The sequence below is a fragment of the Paenibacillus sp. FSL M7-0802 genome, assembly GCF_038004945.1.
In the GTDB taxonomy this organism is placed as follows: domain Bacteria; phylum Bacillota; class Bacilli; order Paenibacillales; family Paenibacillaceae; genus Paenibacillus; species Paenibacillus polymyxa_B.
The window spans coordinates 2023675-2043047 of the sequence record NZ_JBBOSD010000001.1; the positions used below are offsets into that span (position 1 = coordinate 2023675).

Annotated in this window: 13 protein-coding genes; 3 read left to right on the top strand and 10 right to left on the bottom strand. The window is 47.1% G+C overall.

Annotation, left to right across the window (positions count from 1 at the left end; all coding sequences use genetic code 11):
• Positions 1–731: 731 nt before the first annotated feature.
• The 7 genes from MHB54_RS09565 to MHB54_RS09595 all read right to left on the bottom strand — a co-directional run bounded on the left by MHB54_RS09565 (position 732) and on the right by MHB54_RS09595 (position 10345).
• Positions 732–1559 (bottom strand): carbohydrate ABC transporter permease, encoded by an 828-nt coding sequence (locus MHB54_RS09565; RefSeq protein ID WP_013308681.1) that lies wholly within the window; start codon positions 1557–1559, stop codon positions 732–734.
• Positions 1556–2440 (bottom strand): carbohydrate ABC transporter permease, encoded by an 885-nt coding sequence (locus MHB54_RS09570; RefSeq protein WP_023986930.1) that lies wholly within the window; start codon positions 2438–2440, stop codon positions 1556–1558. Before MHB54_RS09570 ends, MHB54_RS09565 begins: the two co-directional genes overlap by 4 nt.
• Before the next feature lie 38 nt (positions 2441–2478).
• Positions 2479–3759, bottom strand: coding sequence for an ABC transporter substrate-binding protein (locus MHB54_RS09575; RefSeq protein ID WP_023986929.1), 1281 nt, complete (start codon positions 3757–3759; stop codon positions 2479–2481).
• 219 nt (positions 3760–3978) lie between these two features.
• Positions 3979–5046, bottom strand: coding sequence for a response regulator transcription factor (locus MHB54_RS09580; RefSeq protein ID WP_264454195.1), 1068 nt, complete (start codon positions 5044–5046; stop codon positions 3979–3981).
• Positions 5043–6842, bottom strand: coding sequence for a sensor histidine kinase (locus MHB54_RS09585; RefSeq protein ID WP_068941366.1), 1800 nt, complete (start codon positions 6840–6842; stop codon positions 5043–5045). The genes MHB54_RS09580 and MHB54_RS09585 overlap by 4 nt, the downstream gene beginning before the upstream one ends.
• Positions 6843–6975: 133 nt before the next feature.
• Positions 6976–8982 (bottom strand): beta-galactosidase, encoded by a 2007-nt coding sequence (locus MHB54_RS09590; protein WP_068941364.1) that lies wholly within the window; start codon positions 8980–8982, stop codon positions 6976–6978.
• A gap of 55 nt (positions 8983–9037) precedes the next feature.
• Complete coding sequence (locus MHB54_RS09595; protein ID WP_264454196.1) at positions 9038–10345, bottom strand: glycoside-pentoside-hexuronide (GPH):cation symporter; 1308 nt, start codon at positions 10343–10345, stop codon at positions 9038–9040.
• Between the two features lie 260 nt (positions 10346–10605).
• Here MHB54_RS09595 and MHB54_RS09600 point away from each other — a divergent pair, with 260 nt between their 5' ends.
• Positions 10606–11520 carry an AraC family transcriptional regulator gene (locus tag MHB54_RS09600; protein ID WP_264454197.1) on the top strand — a complete coding sequence of 305 codons (915 nt, stop codon included), beginning with the start codon at positions 10606–10608 and terminating at the stop codon, positions 11518–11520.
• Positions 11521–11680: 160 nt separating this feature from the next.
• Here MHB54_RS09600 and MHB54_RS09605 read toward each other — a convergent pair whose 3' ends face one another.
• On the bottom strand, positions 11681–12769 hold the full coding sequence (locus MHB54_RS09605) for a site-2 protease family protein (RefSeq protein ID WP_028541053.1): 1089 nt from the start codon (positions 12767–12769) through the stop codon (positions 11681–11683).
• Between the two features lie 333 nt (positions 12770–13102).
• On the opposite strand from MHB54_RS09605, the gene MHB54_RS09610 reads away from it, so the two are divergent.
• Positions 13103–14053, top strand: coding sequence for a macrolide 2'-phosphotransferase (locus MHB54_RS09610; protein ID WP_049828370.1), 951 nt, complete (start codon positions 13103–13105; stop codon positions 14051–14053).
• A 166-nt stretch (positions 14054–14219) separates the two neighbouring features.
• Positions 14220–17585 carry a DEAD/DEAH box helicase gene (locus MHB54_RS09615; protein WP_028541055.1) on the top strand — a complete coding sequence of 1122 codons (3366 nt, stop codon included), beginning with the start codon at positions 14220–14222 and terminating at the stop codon, positions 17583–17585.
• Positions 17586–17713: 128 nt separating this feature from the next.
• Here MHB54_RS09615 and MHB54_RS09620 read toward each other — a convergent pair whose 3' ends face one another.
• On the bottom strand, positions 17714–18664 hold the full coding sequence (locus MHB54_RS09620; protein ID WP_023986920.1) for a ring-cleaving dioxygenase: 951 nt from the start codon (positions 18662–18664) through the stop codon (positions 17714–17716).
• Between the two features lie 55 nt (positions 18665–18719).
• Positions 18720–19346, bottom strand: coding sequence for a nitroreductase family protein (locus tag MHB54_RS09625; RefSeq protein ID WP_023986919.1), 627 nt, complete (start codon positions 19344–19346; stop codon positions 18720–18722).
• Between the last annotated feature and the right edge of the window lie 27 nt (positions 19347–19373).

The window sequence follows — 19373 nt, forward strand, 5'->3', positions numbered from 1 at the left end:
CCTTTATAGTTGGATAAAGGAAAAGATAGTATATGAGACAAACTATGTCACGGTATTCGTAAATTAAAGCCCTTGTTGCAAATGGAAGACCTATTCATTGTAATGAAGAGGAGAGAGTGATGAAAAAGAAATTTTTTATCGTAATTGGAGTTATAATAGGCATCCTGTTCTTCTTTTACTTGTTAACTTTATGGGCGGCAAACAATCTCCATGTGCCCTCTCAATAGATTAAACAAGTTATATCGATTTTGTTTGATGTTCATTTACAATTCACATAAACGTTCCTTTCCATAAAGAGTTGCGTTTGCAATATACTCAAAAGTAAAGGAATTGTGGCTAACTTCAAATGAGAAGCATATCTTATTACAAGTAAACTCTCAACATTTTAAGCCCAGTGGAATATGAGGTATGCATAATAATCAAGGGAGCTGATATTATCTATAATTCATTTACCTCCATATTTTTTGCTGCGTTAACTGCAATCACCCTCATAACGCTGCCAAAATTAGAAGCTAGGGTGAGTAAGAGAATAATGTTGAAAGTGAGAATTTCCATAATAACAACAGTTCTGCTGATCGGAGTCGTGTTGTATATCATTGACCCTCAGTGGTGGATCATTGTAGCCTTTGCAATTTTGTTTGTAACCCTTCCTATCTTTTTATTGAAACGTTGGCGCGAAAAAAGCTGAATCAGAGAAAAAGCCTTCCTTGTTGATAGGAAGGCTTTCCACCTTATCCCTTAACCGCTCCCTCCGCAATGCCCTCCATGATGAATTTCTGAAAGAAGGCGTAGATCAGGATAACCGGGATGGAGGTCAGCACAAGTGCGGCCAGAATAAGCGACCAATCCTTGTTGTACTCTCCAAACAGCATATTGGTCGAGAGAATCAGGGTGTAATGGTTCACATCCGTCAGCATTAACAATGGAAGCAAAAAGTCATTCCAAATCCACAGAAAATCCAAAATCGCAATGGTAACTGTGATTGGTAGCAGCAATGGAAATATAATGCGAAAGAATGTTTGAAACTCATTACAGCCGTCCATTTGCGCGGATTCTTCTAGCTCACGTGGGATGGATTTGACGAATCCATGATACAAAAAGATCGCCATATTCACACCCAAGCCGATATAGATCAGGGCCAAGCCGTACGTACTGCCCTGAACGGACAAATCTTTTGCCATTCGCGTAAGCGGTATCATAATAGAGTGAAACGGTACTAGCATCGATGCGACAAACAGGAAGAAAATCGCACTGCTCAGTTTCCCCTGTGTACGAGACAGCTTGTAGCCTGCCAGTGCCGAACAGATCACAATGCCACCAATGCCGATAAAAGAAATAATCGTGGAATTAAGGGCGCTGTTCAGCAAATGAGTCTGATGAAAAGCCTGACTGTAATTTTCAAAGTGAAGCTTCGTGGGCAGCGCCGTAAAGGATGCAAACATCTCACCCTGTGTTTTAAACGAGTTAATTACCGCCATGTAGATTGGGAAGAAGGACACGACTGCGCCCACGCACAGAATCAGCGTAATCAACAAGGAATTGGCTTTCTTCAGCCTCATGCCTCCACCTCCCTCTTCTTCATGACACGCAGCTGAATCAGGGTGAAAATGAGAACGATTGCGAACAAAATAACGGATTTGGCGCTCGCATAACCATAACGGAAGTTGTTGGAGAACGCCTCCTCATAAATGTTCATCGTAATCACCTGTGTACTGCGCCCCGGCCCCCCGCCAGTCAGTCCGTATACGACCTCATACACTTTGAAGGCACCATTCAGCGTCAGGAAGAAACAGATCGTAATCGCATGAGTAATCATTGGCATCGTTACGCTTCGCAATGTCTGAAATGCGTTCGCCCCGTCAATAATAGCAGCCTCCTTCAAGCTTTGTGGTACACCTTGAAGCGCAGCCAGATAGATGATCATCATATAACCTACACCATTCCAGAGCGACACGATAATAATTGAGAAGAAAGATACTTTCGGATCGCCCAGCCACGATTGGCCCAAAAATGCGATAGCCGTCTTTTCGGCGATCTGTGGCAGCACGGAAGAAAAAACGAAGGTCCACATAAATGCGCTAATAATGGTACTGATCATATTGGGCATGAAAAATATCGTCCGGAAAAATCCTTTGGTACGTGTACGCGACTCAATCAACACTGCCAGTGCCAGTGCCAGTACATTTTGCAGCACAATCATGACCAATACGTATTTAAGGGTAAACCATAGGGAATTGAGAAAATCGGGGTCTTCCTTCAACGATTCCACAAAGTTCCCCAAGCCGATAAAGCTGTAATTAGGATTCAATCCGTTCCAGTCTGTAAAGCTGTAGTACATGCCGCTGATCGTTGGAATGAGCAGGAAGATAGCATAAAAGATCAGCGCCGGGGCTGTAAACGCCAGTAACATGACGTATTTTTTATAGATTTTAAAAGGCATGGAGTCTCTCCCTCCCGGTGTAATTCTGTAGGTTACCGTTACTTGTTCACTTTGTTATACGATTTCCATGCCTTATCCAGCGCCTTAATTACGTCATCCTGCGAGAGCTGACCAGCATAATAGGATTGTAGCGATTTGCCTGCCTCGTCCTTAACCGCTTGCGGGATAGATGGATCTTGGTACGACTTGCCTGCTTTCACGTATTCGGTAGCGTCATTAACCCAAGGATAGCTTTTAAACGTATGCACTTTGGAGATCGGGTTAAATTTCAATGCTTCATAGAATGCGCTAGAATCCTTGTCATCCAGCACATAGTTAACAAAATCGAGCGCAACCTCCTTATTCTTGCTTGTAGAGGATACAGCCAGCGAAGTCGAAGTGGACAAATTAATCAATGTCGCATTGGAATCGTCATTGATCGGCAGCGGTGCTACCCCAAAATCCATCTTCGGATCCGATTTTAAAATCGTTTCCGCAAACCACGGTCCTTGAATCCACATCGCCGCTTTACCCGAGGCAAACGCAGCCGATCCATCATCCCCGCCGATTTCCAGCGCCTTGTCAGTACCGTTGCTATTCACCAGATCAATAATATCGAACATGCTCTTCATTTCGGAAAAAGAGCCTTTATCCTGATTCATCCGGTCGATAAAATCCTTATTCTGTGTGTTCATCATTGCACCTGCCGTAAGTGGCACAAACAGCTGTGGAATCCAGGATTCCTTGTAGGACAACAGGAACGGTTTCACATTATTCGCTTTCAGCTTCTCGACCACAGCCTTCATTTCGGTCAACGTTCCCGGCGGCTGCAAATCCAAATCCTTAAATATCTTTTTATTGTACAAGTAGCCCCATGAGATCGTTTCCAAGGGAACCGCTACGACCTTTCCGTCTTTGGTTGTCACCGAAGGCTTCACACTATCCATCAATTTGTTAACAAAAGGCTGACCGGACAAATCCTCCAAATAGCCCGCTTTATAAAACGGAGGAATTTCATTCACCGCGTGCAATGCAAATACGTCCGGCGCATCGTTGGATGCGAGTCTTGTCTTCAAAATTTGTGCGGCGTTGTCAGCAGGCGGCATCTCCAGTTGGACCGTAACGTCGATATTTTTATCTTTCTTCTCTTTCGCTACGAACGCATTAATGTATTTATCGTAGTGCTCCTTCAAACGGGGCTGAGCAATAAACATTTTGAGATTCACCGTTTTGCCGTCTCCACCGGAACCGCTGCTGTCACTGCCTGAAGAATTCGCTCCACACCCGGCCAATAACGTGCCAACCAGCATCGTGCTCAATACACCTTTCCACACTTTCATGAAAAATGACCTCCCCTATTTTGAAAATAACTGTTACCCATCGGCAAATCAGCTGTTATTCAAAGCAGCTATGCCGCCGGTCTTCAACCTCTATTCAGCTCTGTGCGGACTTCATAAAGGCCAAATTCCTTTGTACTGCTTGTTTTGTATACGCTTTCATTATAGGATGGGAGGTCACTTCTGCCATTGGACACCCTTAGCTTATTGAATTGGACTTTTTTAAACTTCCTTCCTCATTTCACCGGGTGCCATGCCAAAATGCTTTTTAAATACCCGATAGAAATAAGACACATCCTCATATCCTGCCATCTCCGCAACTGCTTTAATTGAAATCTGTTTATTGGCCAGCCATTCCCGCGCCTTTTCCATTCTTCGCTCTACGATGTAGTCCGTTACATTTTGACCATACTCCTGCTTAAATACCTTGCTCATATACTCTTTGCTCACAAAAAAGTTTTTCGCCAACTGCTCCAGTGTAATCGGCCCAGCAAAGTGACTGTCGATATATCGCCGTACCTCTTCTAAATTCAGTTTGTTTTTGTATTTCCGCTGCCGAATGAGCTGATCCAGTTCCTGAACATAGCACGACGATACGAATTCCAGCGCATGTTCTACAGAGGACACGGCATCCTGGGGCAGTGGAAATCCTGCCTTTGCCGTAGAAGTATCCAGCCCGTTATCCGCTGCGAGCTCTTTCAGCAGGGAAAGAAGCTCCTGCACCAGCCTGCCCAGCATATGTGGACTTGGTGCTCCATAACTCTCTAGCTCCTGCATAACCTGCCTGCAGGTTAAGTTCACCCCGTCACAGTTCAGCTCATTAAAATAAAGACGCAGCAGTTGCTTATACCGGGTCAACCTGTGAAAAAACTCATAATCCAGCTCTGTCGCTTCTTGCTGCTGTTCAGCCACCTTGACCTCCAGATCGTTTTTGCATTTGAGTAGCACTGCATTCAGCTCTGCAGGATTGACTGGCTTTAACAAATAATCGACGGCCTTATAACGGATGGCATGTTTGGCATACGCAAAGTCATCATATCCACTCACGACAATGATTTTCACATCAGGACAATGGTTATTTAGTGCTTGCAGCAGCTCCACTCCGTCCGCACCCGGCATGCGCATATCAGTAATCACAATATGGGGGGCTAACTCTCCGACCAGCCTGAACGCCTCGTCCCCGTCTTCAGCCTCACCCACTACCAACATTCCAAGTTTTTCCCATGTGCCAAATGTCTTCAGAATATCACGGTTCCACGGCTCATCGTCCACAATTAATACTCTGATCATACTTTTCCCTCCTCTGCTGAGGTGAATGGAATGCAGATGGTGACACGTGTACCGACTCCCTGCTCACTATCTATCGTCACTCCATAGTGCACTCCAAAATTCATCCGTATGCGTGAAGACACATTGCTCAATCCGATATGGCTACCCTGCGCCCAGATCGGTTCCTCCGACGCGTTTTCCAGCTTTGCCCGTAGTTTTTCCAGCTTGTCCGGGGCCATGCCGTTTCCATTATCGCAAACCGTAATACACACATCTTGTTTCATAATCTCCACCCGAATCCCCATTTGCCATGCTCCCGCCTTTCGATCAAGACCGTGCTGAAACGCGTTTTCCAACAATGGCTGAAGCGATAGCTTAGGCAGTCGAATATCCATCGCCTGTTCTTCCGACTCCACCTGAAATACCAATCTTTGTGGAAATCTCCGTTGCTGGATGCGCATATAGTGTCCCACATGGTCAAGCTCTGCGCGTAAAGAGGCCAAATTCTGAGGTTCCCGTACCACGTAACGGAACATCTCACTCAGCGACCGAATGACTTCATAGGTGTCCTCCGGCTTTTGAGAAAATACCATACTTCCGATCATTTGCAGCGTATTTTGCAGAAAATGTGGATGAATCTGCGCTTGGAGCGCTTTCAATTCAGCCGTCTTTTTTTGCAAATTTATACTGTATTCCGCCTGAATATGCTCGCGAATTCGGCCTGCCATCCCATGCAGACTTCTTTCCAGCAGCCCAATCTCATCCGGGCGTGTACTTGGCTGTCCAATCGGTCCTTTGATCATATCCAGCTCCTGTACGGAACGCGCCAAATGAACAATCGGACGTGCAGTCCGCCATGCGATGAAAACGGCAATGCAGATGGAAACCAGAATTGAAATCACGCCTACGATAATACCATACAGCATGGTTGAAAAGGCACTGTGGTTAATGGAGGAAGTGGGTACGATTTTGACCAGCTTTAGCCCAACTACATCCAGATCATTATAGAACACATAATGTTCAGCAGTTTGAATCACTCCAGGGCCCGGCTTAACGTCACGAAGAGCTGTCAGCACACCTGCAGGTGGAGGCGACTGCCGAGCCTGTGCTGGATACATGACCCTGCCATCCGCATCTGTAATAAGCACCTGATGCTGATCCCCTCGTCCCAGCAGGCCCAGCGTCTGATCGAATTGCGACCACAATACATCCAATGAAATAGCTCCCGTCTGCTTCTGATCTTCGAAACGCCGAATACTGCGCGTCAAAGTAAAGCGTTCCGGGTCAGCAGAGCTTGGACGAATCGAATAATCCTTATTCGCTTGCCACATCTCGGCATACTGTGGGGGAATACCGCTCACTGTCGTAATTTCATTTTGCATGCTATTAAAGGTAAACAGGGTTTGCGATTGCTTCAAATAAAGCTGGATGCCGATCACATGACTTCCGGCCGAATAATACACATTCGCCATCGTATTCAGCATTTTTCGCTGGGCATTAAATTGGCTCGAAAGATTGTCAGGCTCGCGCTCATTCAAATAATCGCTCAGATCAGGGCTGATCTGAATGCTGTAAATCAGATGATTCAGACGATCTAGCTGGTCGCTGATATAGATCCCCGTCCATTTCATATTGGACATGTTCGTCTCTGCCACTTCAGTTTCCATGGAAGCTCTACTTTTTTCCGCAGCCAGCACCGTGACAGCAATGACCGGCAGCACAGATAGAACAATCATCGTCAAGATCAGCTTAAGCTGAATGCTGCGTCGATACGGGGCCGTCAGCGCCCGGAACCAGCGGACTGCTCGGGTTGGCATAGCGATGCACTCCTCTACTCAGCCATATGCGAAAACGCCCCGCAATTCGCAGGGGCGCTTCATTTACCGGATACTCCCGGAGAATACCTATATGATATTATTCGTAAGTTGGTTTCAGCTCATTATTCATCATTTACGCTTCTTCGATAATTATAACACCCCAAGGCTCTAATGGAAGCGTTTGTCCTTGGATAACTGTACGCCCCCCGATTAACTCCTTGCCGTCTCCATGTGGATATACCACCGAGCCTGCTTGTTCGGAATAGTTAAAATAGTACCGGATTGTCCGTCCCAGCTCATTTGTGCCGGATTTAACAATGATCGGATAAGACGTTTCCTGATCCACTCCCCATACTCCCGCCTTTTTGGCTACAGAGCTGAATAGTTCGCGGATGACCGCCGGGCTGACGATACAGCCGATGTAGGTCGCTGTTCCCTGACCATAGCGGTTTTGCGTAATCGCGGCATATTTTCCCCAATGCGGGTGATCGTAATAGGCCAACACTTCGGCGGTCGTCGGGGTAATCAGCTCCATCCACGTATCTACCTGATTGTCCTCTGGTGCCACCTCAAAAGGATTATTTTTGAGCGTCACCTTCTTCGGCTCCACGAACAAGCTGTAATGAATGCCGCAGGCTTCGCTAATCACGCCCGGCTGCCGGGACGTTCTCACCTGCACATGCTCGTCAGTAAATCCGCTTCGGAATGTGTATACTACATGACCACCTTTCTCCACATATCGGTTCAGCTTCTCCAGTAGTGCGTCTGGGGCAGAATAGAGGACCGGGACGATCAAGAGATCATAGTCGTCAAACGATTCTGTACCTGGATGAACAATATCCGTCCCGATATTCAGTTTATACAACTCGTCATACAAACGGCGTACGATGTCATTGTAATTCAACGGGCTGCTCATATTAAATTTAAACCAGTCAATCGACGTCAATGCTTCGTTGCTGACCAGAATCGCCGTTTTATTTTTCTTTTTCAGGTTGACCAAATGCGGAGACAATCTTGCAAAATCCTTCCCTATGGTCTGTGCTTCCTCATACACAGGATTCGGTTCAAAATCATGGCTGAGCAGACCCTTCCAGTAGGTTTCGAAGGAATTATGGATGGAATGCCAGTGCCAGTATGCCACCATATTGGCTCCAGAAGCCAGATGGCTGAACGCTTGCAGACGCAATTGCCCCGGATAGGGAACCCAGTGGGTAAAAGCCTGCGCTTCCGTTTCCAGCACCAGATAGTTGTTATTTTTCGTCGAACGCGCTACATCGCCACCGAAGGAAATTTCAATTCCGGTCAGATCATCCTGTGATGGATGGTAAATATCCACCCCAGTCACATCAAAGGCTTGCGATGCCGCAAAGTGATCCACGTCTGGCTGAACACCAAAGGAATGACCTCTCCATTCAAAATCAAAGTTTTGCGTAACAAATTGGTCTTCCCGCTTATATTCATTCACCAGCGCGACCTGCCATGCCAGGAAATCCGTCACCAGCTTGCGCTGGAATTGGGAAAAGGCTGCGCCCAAACTTCCATTAATCGTTCCGACCACCGAAGGAAAGTCCTCCCAGCTATTGATGCGATTACTCCAGTAGTCCAGACCAAATTTGCGGTTTAGCTCCTCCAGCGATTCGAACCGCTCCCGCAAATACTTCACAAATTGCAATTGCACATTGGGCCCGCTTGTGTTGTAATGCTTGGTCTCATTATCCGTCTGAAAGCCAATGACCGCCGGATGCTGACTCACCCGTCCGATCAGCTTGCGTATGATTCGCTCGGCATGGAACAGGTACACCGGGTTCGTTATGTCCATAATCTGGCGAGCTCCATATTTGCCCGGACCTTGAGGCGTTGTTGCCAATACATCAGGATGCTCCTTCACCAGCCATGTGGGTACGGCATAGGTGGGCGTCCCCACAATGACTTCGATGCCCGCCTTATGCATGGCGTCCAGCACCCGATCCACAGAGGTAAAATCAAACACGCCGTTTTGCGGTTCATGCGTACTCCAAGTGGATTCGGCAATCCGCACCACGTTGATGCCCGCATCCTTCATCATTTGGATATCCTGGTCCAAACGGTCATATGGCATATACTCATCATAATAGGCAACACCGTACAGTAGTTTTTTCATCAAGTCGTCCTCCAATTAGGTTCGTTAGGATATGTGGAGCTATATAAGGTTATTTTCAAACACCGTGGCTGTTTTGCGGTTTTTTCAGGGATGGAACGGATATCGTCTTGTCGGCTACACCCTGCTTCGCAGAATCTGCCTGTTGTAGATTTTTTTTCGCACTTGCCAGCCAGCCTTCTACGTCTTTTTCTTTAATCTTGTACAGCCATGCAAACAGACCTGCCGTAATTAAGGACCCCACTCCAGGTACTACTGCATAGAGCGCGAATATCCATGTGAGAACCTGTCCGGTCTGCGGTACATTCGGGACATAGCCTGCAAAGGCAAGCGCATAAGCGACGATTCCACTGGCTGCCGCTCCCCCCAGTTTTCCTGCAAACGTTTGGGTAGCAAAAGCGGTACCACTGGCACGTACGCCTTTTTTGAATGCGCCATATTCCACACAATCGGCCGTAAACATCGGTACCATGAGCTGTGGTGCAGAGCTGAATAAACCGAAAAGAACCGCGAATACACATACGACAACGGGATTACTGTAACCGATTACAAATAAAGATAAGCCCGTAGTAAACAATCCAATCAAGCTGACGACATTCACTTTCCACTTGCCGAATCTTTTAATAATTGGTGGTAAAATCAACGCGGTGAGCAGCTGCACACCCAAGGAAATGAACATGAGAATGGAAATATAAATAGGATTTTTCAAGTTGTATAAGGCAAAGTAACTGACGACAATCCCTTGCAGATTGGTCATAGACAGCATCATAAACGACATCAGGTAAAATAAAAGCTGCTTGTTTTGCAATGGATACGTCATAATTTGCTTGAGCGTAACCTTCTCCGCCTTGTTGGAATACCGTTCTTTGACATTAAAGCGAGTAAAGTTCATGAGTATCAAACCCGCTATGGCAACAATCAGTGCCAAAATTGGCCATGATATCTGATTGGCCACAGCTACCGAAGATGAGGAGATGACCATAAAACCCAAGAAGACCATCGTCCGGCCTCTGGACATTAACAGATCACGTTCATGCGTATTTTTCGTCATCAGTGTAGCCAACCCAAAGCCAGGCGCATCACTGATCGTATAACACATTTCCCATGCCAGATACGTGACGGCGATATAAATCACCTTGGCGGTAAGCGACGCACCATTAGGAACGAGAAAAATAAGTACAGTAAGGATCGGCAAAATGATGGAAGCCAGATTCGTCCACGGTTTGAACAAGCCGCCCTTCAGATTGGCCCGGTCAATGATCACGCCGAAGATCGGAGCACTAAGTGCATCCCATATACGGGCTAGTACGAATAAAGTACCGATAATAGAAACAGATATGCCAACATAATCCGTATAAAATAGCATCGCAAAAGAGGCGACCAGACAGAGAATTGCGTTGCTCCCCAAAAGTAAACGTAATACGATACACGTTCTTTCGATGTTGTTTCCATAGCTCCTCCTGATTACAATATGGCATCGCTTTCAAAAAATCTACATATAAGCGCTTTCTTTTATGTAAAAGCTTATACTATAGCATTTGTAAACGCTCTTTTATTATAGTTAAATGTTAGATACAATGAGATTGTCTAAGCGGTGTAAAATTTGCCCTAATCGAAGGTGATCTGATGATATTAAATCCTGATGTTGATCCAGCTCTATTCCACGATTGCCGATGGCTGCCCATTATTGACTGGAATGTGAAATTTTTTGGCGCCCATATTCACCGAGTCAAAGCGGATTGGTGCATGCCTGAGGAATCTCATATCGGTTTTGAAATTGCACTCATTTTAGAAGGTCGTCAGGAAACGATTATGGAAAATAACGTATATTCGGTTGGGGAGGGTGATATTTTAATCATTCCGCCGGGTTTCAAACATGCGAGTCAGTGTGTTTCCCCAAACGGCATGTACTATTTTAGCTCTCATTTTAATGTCGATGATCCATTGTTCCGTCAGGAAATGATTAAGAGCAATCAGCTCTTTTTCCCAGCGGGTACTGAAACGAATACCAAGCTGCAAAAGGTCGTCCATAGCTGGATTGGCATGGTGCAAGAAAGCGGAGAATATACGACAGCAGACCGTTTTCGTATGCAAATTGCCTTATTTGAGCTATTAGGGATATTCTCGCAAATGATATCTACCGGTTTGGAGCCCAGAATTGCGCCTTCATCCGTTCAATATGCCAAGGCCATCATGGAAGCCATTCAATCAAGGTTTAAGCCTTATCGGGAAGATGAATCTGGCGAGCAAGCGTTCCGCCTTGAAGATGTGGCGGCTTCCCTCGGGATCAGTCCTGGCTATGCCCAGGAAGTGTTCCGCAAGGTATACGGCTATTCTCCACGTCACTATCTATCGGAGACCAAGCTGCATGAGGCTAAGGTGCTGATCCAGCAGCCCAATCTGCCACTCAACAAGGTAGCTTCCCTGCTCGGATACTCCAGTCTGGCTCATTTCAGCAGACAGTTCAAGCGCTGGACAGGTACCAGCCCACTTAAATACCGTCAGACGTTAAAGCCGATTACTGATGCACAAAGGATTTAAGATATAAGGACGGATAGCAAGGGCTCCACCCTGCTATTCATACAAAAAAAAGAGCGTGACACCGAATATTGCGGTTGTCGCGCTCTTTTGACTCTATTTTCTATAAGCTCTACCGTTGCCTTAATGATCTAAAATCTTGACTAAGCTCTCATTACTCGAATCACAGCCTAATATCCCCTATATGCTGGTGCACCACATACATCATCCCCATCAGGAATACGGCCAAAGCCAAGTAACCGATGCCGAATTTCCAGCGCGATGATGCGGGTACTTCGTAATATTTATCATTTTCAAACGGAATGTAATCAATCCCACACAGCAATCTGAGCTGGTACGCATCCGGCGTCGGTATATGTTCCACACCGTTCAGCCATACATGCTGGACAAGACACTGCTGTGGCAGCAGAAGCGTCTGTTCCACATCCAGACTTTCCATATACACCGTCACATATTGCTGCCCCTCCAAATCCGAGTAGGTATTAAAAGATAATCTGCGCGTGTGCTCCGGTCCGGGCAGCGGATATCCTTGCTCATACAGATGCTGTACGTTCACCAGCGGCTTTTGCAAAAAGGATTGGACCTTAACCTCCTCTTTATTGCGTTTAACATATTTTTTGTACAAATCGTAGGCAAAGAACGCCCATATCAAGAAAAATAAAAAGGATTTTAAATATACTACGACTACAATTCCACCCAATAGGCCCACCAGCCACAGCCAACGCGTCACTGCCGTGGAAATCCGTCCTCCGTCGAGCGGATGAATCGGCAGCAGGTTGATCAGGTTCAGGAAAAATCCGACATACGAGAGCGCATACAACAGGGGACTGTCTGTTGCATAGGCTCCTGCGTATACCGCCATAGCCCCAACCGTCCCCAGTAACGGGCCGCCCATGGCTACATAAGCCTCTGTCTGCGCATCCAAAGGTTGCCGTTTCATTGTGATCAGCGCACCGAGAAAAGGAATAAATAACGGTGCTGATACGGGAAGCCCCTTGCGCTTGGCGGCCAATACATGCCCCAGCTCATGCACAAACAACAGCAACACGAATCCGACCGCAAATCCCCACGGGTAAATGATCGCATATGTGCCAATCGTTATCGCCATAGATATCAGCGCACCGCCAAATTTACTGAATTTTAAAAGGGCAAGTAACGACTTACCTTTCAGAAGAAGCAATGCTGCTGCACTACCAAGGTACCATTTGGATGAGCCGGATTTGGAATCGTTCTTTTTCTCTTCATTTTGCAAAAGTATCCGCCTCCTTTCTTTAACACTTCCATTGTATCCTGCTATGTGCAGCTTGTAAAAACTTCTCTAACCCACAGATAAGCGAACTGGGGTAGCCATTTATATTATTCTTCGTATTGTAGACATCCTCCAATGTAGGATGTTATATTGGTGCTGGGTTAGATGCCCTATTTTGTAAAGGAGGTTTGCTCTTTCATGTGTACTCACTACATGCGTCTCAGATAAAAGGATAGGCTTTTCAATGAAGCTCAACCCGTTTTTTTATATGGAAGGTTGAGGCTTGTTTAAGTTACCTTTTTTTAAACTAAATCTGAACAATGAGGTGTGTTTCATATGACTGAAAAGCGTTCCTTGACTAACTCAAAAGACGTTAGTGATATATTGGCCCTTGCCAAAAGCAACGGGCTTCACATACTACATGAAGGATTAGAGATCAACGAGTCCGGGCTAGATTTTCGGGCACTATTCGCCAAAGACATTCAGGGTACCCCTTGGGTTCTACGTACACCGCGACGAACAGATGTGGTCCAATCAGCCGCTTACGAGCACAAAGTGCTTCAGTTGATTCGGAATACTCTTCCTGTAGCGGTACCGGATTGGCAAGTGTATCGTCCAGAGTTCATCGCCTACCCTCAACTGGAGGGCACTCCTGCCGCTACCATTGATATGGAAACAAAAAGCTACGTATGGTTCATCAATCCTGAGGCTCTGACGGAAAGATTCGTTGCTTCGCTCGCTAAAGCCTTAGCCGCGTTGCACCGGATGGATCACCAACAGGCAGCAGATTTCGATGTCCGCGTAAAGCAGCACGACGAAGTTCGGCAATTGATGGCCCAGCGGATGAAGGAAATAAGGAGCGTCTTTGGTGTATCTGGCGAGCTATGGCAACGATGGCAAACCTGGCTGGCAGACGATAGCTACTGGCCGGAATATTCCGCACTTGTACACGGCGATTTGCACCCAGGCCATATTTTAGTCTCTTCGAATACAGAGGTTACTGGAATGCTGGACTGGACCGAGGCCGAAGTAGCTGATCCGGCGATTGATTTTACGAGTTACTATACTTTGTTCGGAGAAGTAGAGCTTACTCGTTTATTGAAGCTTTACGAGGCAGCAGGCGGACGTGTATGGCCGCGTATGATCGAACATATCGTTGAACTGACCGCGGCTTACCCTGTGCTTATCGCCGAATTCGCCCTCAAATCCGGGCTAGATGAATATATGGAGATGGCACGTAACGCGCTGGGTGTCCATGAGCAAGAAGAAGGACTGCCCGACATATAATATAGCTGTAGCCACCTGGCAGGCTTTGGTTCAATGACGGACCAAGGCCTGTTTTTTTCTGCTCTCCTTTTTTTGTAAAGTTACGTTTCGCGCCCAAGTGTCCATCCTCCTGTCTGTTCTGTTATCATGTAAGAAAACGGAATAACTCAGGAAAGGATTACGAATCATGAGTTTTGAACTTACCCGGCGAGCCATCAGACAACTATGCAGTCAAGCTGCTTATGACGACGGGGATGCCTATTACCGGGCCAAAAGAGTGGCCTTTACACAAATAGATCATGATGAAGGGGTATACGAAGCTACGGTCAAAGGAAGCAGCTTTTATGCTGTTGCGGCGATGATCCGATCCAATGGAAGTATCCGAGCAGAGTGCACCTGTAGCACATTTCAGAACACCGGACGATATTGCAAACATATCGCTGCTGTTCTCCTTAACGCCCATGATATACGCCGTGGAAAAAGTCTGTCTGTACGCTCCTACGCCTCCAGACTTCATCCCGGTACTACCCCAGATACAGCAGGAAGCATGGATTCAGACGGGATGTACACATCTACAGATGCTCCGTATGATTACACTGCTAAAACGGCACGATCCTCTGACATCACACAAGGGGATCTCCAGCTGACCGACAGTATGTTAAAACTATTTGACCGCAAGCGACCGCTTCGCAGCACGCCTACCCTGCTGGATACTCGTGCGGTCTTGGATTTTCAATTCGTCATCCGGCCTTTTGCCTACGGTTACCAAAAATATATGTTTGGTGTAGAAATGAAGGCTGGCCCCAAACGATTATATATCGTCCAGAAAATTCGTCCGTTTCTGGATAGTATTGACCGTGGGGGTAGCTACATGTTCACGAAAAGCTTCTCGTACGAGCCTGAGTTGTACCGCTTCCGACCTGAACATGACGCTATTCTCCAGCAATTATCCCAGGTGTGCCACCATGAGCGTATGATTCGGGAAACCTCAGGCACGTATTCATCTTCCAGTAGCCATATGAGCGGCGAGCGAATGCTCCTCATTCCGCCTGCGGCTTGGGAAAAGCTGCTCCCCTTGCTGACAACAGCACAGGGCGTCTACTTTGAAATTCACGGAAACATGAGTGAGGGTATTCCCCAGTCCGACCTGATGCTTCCACTGCAATTTGAATTTGATGAGGCCGGGGCCATAACCGAAGGCTACCAGCTAAGCATACAAGGATTGGATGACTTGACCATCATGGAGGACTATGGTGTCGTCATTGCCGATGGCAAGCTTGTCAAACAGAAGGCCGATCCCTTACGGCGTTTGTCCGAGCTAAAACGGATGGTAGAGGTACACCACAGGCGAAAAGTTCTGATTGCGCCAGAGCAGATGGAATCTTTTATGGACAAGGTTGTACCCGGGTTAATGAAGCTCGGACGTGTTCATATGACTCGGTCCGTCTCAGATCGGGTCACACAGCAGCCATTGAAGGCAAAGCTATATCTGGACCGGGTAAGAGACAAGCTACTGGCAGGGCTGGAGTTCCAATATGGGGATATCATCATCAACCCGCTGGAAACAGATGCACGAACGCCTGGTAACGACCGAATTCTGATACGTGATGGGGAACAGGAGCAGCGTATTTTGGAACTGATGGAGCATAGCTCCTTTGCCAGAACAGACAGCGGATATTTTATGGAAGATGAAGATGCAGAGTATGATTTTTTGTACCATACTGTTCCTCAACTGGAAAAGCTGCTGGACGTCTATGCTACAGGTGCAGTCAAAGCGAAAATAAACAATACTCTGCCTACCCCAAGGATACGGGCGGAATGGGATGAACGTACGGATTGGCTTGAATTTAAATTTGATATGGAGGGCATTCCGGAACCAGAAATTCGCAAACTGCTCAAATCGTTAGAGGAAAAACAGAGATATCACCGTCTGCCTAATGGTGCCTTGCTGCCGCTGGAAACAGAGGAGTACAAGGAATTGATTCGGTTCATGAATGAAACAGGTATCCGTAAAAGTGATCTGGATGCAGCGCAAATTCGTGTTCCCGTCACACAAGGACTGTATTTAATTGATCCTCACGATCATGGGAAAAACCTGACTTTGGGTAAAACCTTTCGCCAGCTGCTGGAAAATATACGTAACCCAGACCATCTCGACTTTCCAGTTCCAGACGTGCTTGCTCCAATCTTGAGAGATTATCAGGTTTACGGCTTTCAATGGCTTAAGACATTGGCGCATTACCGTTTTGGGGGCATTTTGGCAGATGATATGGGGCTGGGTAAAACGCTGCAAAGTATCGCCTTTCTCGTCTCAGTATTGCCGGAGATTCGCAGCCAGCAGCTTCCAGCCATGATCGTGTCCCCTGCATCACTGGTGTACAACTGGCGGAATGAGCTGGAGAAATTTGCTCCACACGTCCGCGTCACTATCGCAGATGGCAGCCCAGAAGAACGCGGCCGGATCATACGGGATGCCGCCAGTTATGACGTCGTCATTACGTCCTACCCGTTGCTACGGCGCGATGCAGATGTGTACAGCAAGCCATCGTTTCATACGCTCATACTGGACGAGGCGCAGGCTTTCAAGAACCATGCCACCCAGACGGCACAAGCTGTTAAGGATGTAAAAGCCCGTTACCGTTTTGCCCTGACAGGAACGCCTATAGAAAATACATTGGAAGAGTTATGGTCCATATTCGACGTTGTATTTCCTGCGCTATTTCCCGGTGGGAAAAGAGTGTTTCACAACCTGCCTCGAAATGTGATTGCCAAGCGGGTTCGTCCGTTTCTGTTGCGCCGTCTTAAGAGCGATGTCCTCAAGGAGCTGCCGGAGAAAATCGAATCCGTGCAGGTATCCCGGCTTCTGCCAGATCAAAAAAAGTTGTATACAGCCTATCTGGCCAAGCTCCAGCATGAAACGTTGAAGCATCTCAACGAGGAAGGATTTCAGAAAAATCGAATCAAAATTCTCGCAGGTCTGACCCGACTTCGTCAGCTCTGCTGTCATCCGGGCTTGTTCATCGAAGGGTATACGGGAAGCTCCGCCAAATTTGAACAGCTGTTGGAGATCATTACGGAATGTCTCAGCTCCGGGAAACGGATGCTCATTTTTTCACAGTTCACTACGATGCTTCAAATGATCGGACGCGAGCTTGCTCGAGAAGGGGTGTCCTACTTTTACCTGGATGGGCAGACTCCCGCTCCGGAACGAGTCGAGCTGTGCAGTCGCTTCAACGAAGGAGAACGCGAGCTGTTCCTGATTTCCCTAAAGGCAGGAGGCACTGGCCTGAACCTCACCGGCGCAGATACAGTCATTCTGTATGACCTATGGTGGAATCCCGCTGTAGAGGAGCAGGCTACCAACCGCGCACACCGAATGGGTCAGAAAAAAGTCGTACAGGTTATTCGTCTCGTCGCCCAAGGCACGGTAGAGGATAAAATGTATGAGCTGCAACAAAAAAAGAAAAACATGATCGACCAGGTCATTCAACCGGGGCAAGAAACCCTTTCGGCACTGACCGAGCTGGAGATTCGTGAACTGCTCATGATCTAGCCAACTCTTCCACGCTTATTTATACGTTAGTATGACAATTCCACATGCAAAAAAAGGTCCAATCACGGTAGAAATCTTCCCGCATTGGACCTTTTTGCTTCTAAATATGATTGTTTGGATCGAGCAGATTAATCCTGTTTTAATACTCTAGGTTCAATGGGAACCAGGTTAGACTCAATCTGGGTGCGCTGAGGCTCATACCATTCAGGCAGCATCAGCTTGTGCCCTAACTCATTCAATTCCTCATCCACGGTAAATCCGGGTGGATCGGTTGCGATCTCGAATAAAATACCGCCCCGCTCGCGGAAGTATACGGCATTAAAGTATTGGCGATCTACAATACCACTGGTCCCAAAACCATGCTGATGAACCCATTCGTTCCACGCCTGATGCTCCGTATCGTCCTGCGCGCGCCAGGCAATATGGTGAACCGTACCGGCGCCGCCATTCCCCCACGGGACATCTTTGACCGGAATGTCGATCAGGTTGCCCAAATCACCTGTCGCCTGATAGCGGATGTAGCCTGCATTTGCGTCTTCTCCGATGGGAGTCATCCCCAGGACGTTCTCCAACACCTCTTGCGTATGCTTGGAATCCGCACTGTACAGTACCGCCCCGCCAAAGCCCTTGATAGCTTTATCCGTAGGCACGCCGCCAGCTGTCCACGTGTTCACCGGGCCATCTTCCCGCTCCACCAGCTCCAGATGCAAGCCCTCGTTGTCTCGGAACTGGATGAATGACTCGCCAAAACGAGAGGCCTTCGTGAAAGACACCTTCAAGCTGTGCAGACGGTTTTCCCAGTATTCCAAAGCACCGGACGGCACGACATACGTCGTAATCCCGACCTGTCCACCTCCAATCTTACCCTTGCGTGTACCCGGAGCTGGAAAAAAGGTAATGATCGTTCCCGGGCTGCCCTCTTCATTACCAAAGTACAAATGGTATACTTCTGGAGCATCAAAGTTGATCGTCTTTTTAATCAATCGCAAACCAAGTACGCCTGCGTAAAAATCAACGTTGCCCTGCGGGTCTCCTGCAAAGGACGTGATATGGTGAATTCCAGCGGTTTTCAATGACATCTTTATCACTCCTTCATTAACATGATGATTTATTTACACAAATGATTTACAAATTTCAAAATCCATTGTAGCTGACAAATTGTCCAACCGGCTTGCGGTATCCCCGTGCCCGCTGACCCGATTCGTCCTCTTTACCCAAGGTAATCATCATCACGGGTACAAATTGCTCTGGAATATTCAGTACTTCCTGCACCTTCGCCGGATCAAAACCGATCATCGGGCAAGTATCCCAGCCTTTGTCCTTGGCAATCAACATCAATTGCATAGCCGACAGACTGGCATTACGGATCGCTTCTTCTCTCTGGAAGACAGGTCCCCGCTCGCGATAAAACTGAGTTACCGATTCCACCGTACTATCATATTCCTGCTTGCTTAGGACACCTAAATTCAGGAATCCTTCGTTGAGGTCAGCTACCTTGGTATAAGCTTCTGTATCCCCCAGCACTACAATGGTCGCCGAAGCCGTTAATATTTTATACTGCTTACTTGCCTCATCATGCAGTCTTTGTTTGGTATCAGCATCCTGCACTACGATATAGCGCGTATGCTGTAAATTAAAAGCCGATGGAGCAAACTTCACCAACTGAAATATTTCTTCTAGTTCTTTTGCATCTATAGTAACATCAGGAATAAATTTAGAAGCTGATCTTCTCTCTTGAATAATATTCACCAGTTCGCTCATGTTAAGTTCCACTCCTTGATATTATTT